The 2,079-nt window shown below is 51.5% G+C and carries 2 protein-coding genes; both read left to right on the top strand.

Annotated elements, in window-relative coordinates:
* Positions 1-151: 151 nt before the first annotated feature.
* Positions 152-1,441: an RNA-guided endonuclease IscB gene (gene iscB, locus AC0QHF_RS12055; RefSeq protein WP_375341418.1), complete on the top strand. Its 1,290-nt coding sequence runs from the start codon at positions 152-154 to the stop codon at positions 1,439-1,441.
* A gap of 66 nt (positions 1,442-1,507) precedes the next feature.
* Positions 1,508-1,963 carry a hypothetical protein gene (locus AC0QHF_RS12050; RefSeq protein WP_324704461.1) on the top strand — a complete coding sequence of 152 codons (456 nt, stop codon included), beginning with the start codon at positions 1,508-1,510 and terminating at the stop codon, positions 1,961-1,963.
* Positions 1,964-2,079: the final 116 nt, after the last annotated feature.

Below are 2,079 nucleotides of genomic sequence, written 5' to 3'. Positions count from 1 at the left end.
TTTTAAGGTCATGGTACCTACAAATGCTTTCCAGTTTGTAGCCCTGCCGTTAACGGTTAAACAGCCCGACGAGGGGTAAGGCAGTGCCGTTAGCCGAACAAGCCCTAAAAACATTGGCGAGGAAAACATTACCCGTTTTACGGAGATTCCCATGTCTGTTTTTGTCTTAGACACTAACAAGCGGCAACTCGACCCGGTACATCCGGGAAAAGCGCGAAGGCTCCTTGGTAAACGGAAAGCGGCTGTATTCCGTCGCTATCCGTTTACCATTATTCTCAAGGAAGCTTGTCCAGATCTGCCCGTGCCAGACCTGGAGCTTAAGCTTGACCCAGGCTCTAAAGTCACAGGAATTGCCGTCATACAAGGCGGTCGAGTGATCTTTGGGGCTGAACTTCAACACCGGGGGGAACAAATCAAAGATGCTTTGCTGTCTCGCCGCCAATTACGACGTGGCAGGCGGAATCGCAAAACCCGCTATCGCCAAGCTAGATTTCTGAATCGGACTCGTCCAAAAGGCTGGTTATCCCCGAGCCTGCAACATCGGGTAGATACCACAATGACATGGGTTAACCGCTTTCGCAGACTTGCCCCAATTGCCCGCATTTCCCAAGAGCTAGTACGGTTCGACCTGCAACTCATGCAGAACCCTGAGATCTCAGGTGTTGAGTATCAGCAAGGGGAATTGCAAGGCTACGAGGTTCGGGAATACTTGCTGGAGAAATGGAATCGGAAATGTGCTTACTGTGGAGCTAAAAATGTACCGTTGGAAGTAGAGCATATTCAGCCCCAGTCTAAAGGGGGAACCAACCGAGTTTCTAACCTAACCCTGGCTTGTCACTCCTGCAATCAATCCAAAAGCGATCGGGACATTCGAGACTTTTTATCGGGTAAGCCTGACGTATTGAACCGTATTCTTAAGCCGGCAAAACTACCGCTTAAAGATGCAGCAGCCATCAATTCAACCCGGTGGGCATTGTTCAATGCTCTGAAACAAACCGGCTTGCCTGTGGCGACAGGTACGGGTGGACAAACCCAGTTTAATCGGACTCGATTCAGTCTACCCAAAACGCACTGGCTAGATGCTGCAAGTGTTGGGCTAGTTGATTTACTTAAAGTCCTGACCACCAAACCGTTGCTGATTGTAGCTAAAGGACATGGTACTCGACAGATGTGCGGGACGGATAAATATGGGTTTCCAATTCGTCACCGTTCACGGGTACAAATTCATAAAGGATTTCAGACTGGCGATATCGTTACGGCGACTGTCACAAAAGGCCAGAAAATTGGATCTTATGTTGGGCGAGTTCTCTGTCGTGCATCAGGCAGCTTTGATATTGCGACTCAATTGGGTCGGGTGTCTGGAATTAGCCACCGGTATTGCCAACCCATTCACAAAAGGGATGGTTATGCTTATGCGTTCGCTCATACCATAGGCGACTAAAGTCGCCGTTCGTTTTTCCTCCCTGCGCTAAAGCGACAGGGCTTCCAAACGTATCGAAGATTTTCCGTGACTCATACTTTTCTAATCCAATCCGGCCAGTGGGTCATCGAAGGAACTTGGCTCGATCGCAATGGCGTGCCCACGAGCGTCCGGGGAAAAACCCTGGTGGCGTGGCATCAGAGCGAGTGGTTCAGTCTGGTCACGAAATTGGTGTTTCCGAAGAGCGATCGCGACGATATTATCCTCCAATATCGGGGTCGCCTAGACACCAACGAGCGCCAGTACACATTTTTACTGCAACACAGCGAATTCGGCAAGGTCGAGGGCGAGGGGCTCATCGGCCCGTCCCTGATCGTGCAGCGATTCTGGGTTCTCGGCGACGAGCGACAGCGTCGCAGCGGCTTCGAGACGCTCCGCCAGGTCGATAACAATCGATACTACTACTCCAGCGGCATCATGGCCGGCCACCACCTCAATCTGGTCAGTATCATGGAAGGGACGATGGAGCGAAAACCGACTTGAGATCATTGATCATTGATAATTGATAATTGAACAAACCGGTGGGCAACCCGGGACGGTTGGGCAACCCGGGACGGTTGGGCAACCCGGGACGGTTGGGCAACCCGGGACGGTTGGGC

Source organism: Lyngbya sp. CCY1209 (assembly GCF_055795065.1).
The sequence above is the reverse complement of the archived record's forward strand: the minus strand, read 5'-3'. Positions and strand labels throughout refer to the sequence as shown.

Excerpts from the sequence above, each read along its gene's own strand:
- iscB (WP_375341418.1), top strand. The coding sequence starts at position 152 with ATGTCTGTTTTTGTCTTAGACACTAACAAGCGGCAACTCGACCCGGTA.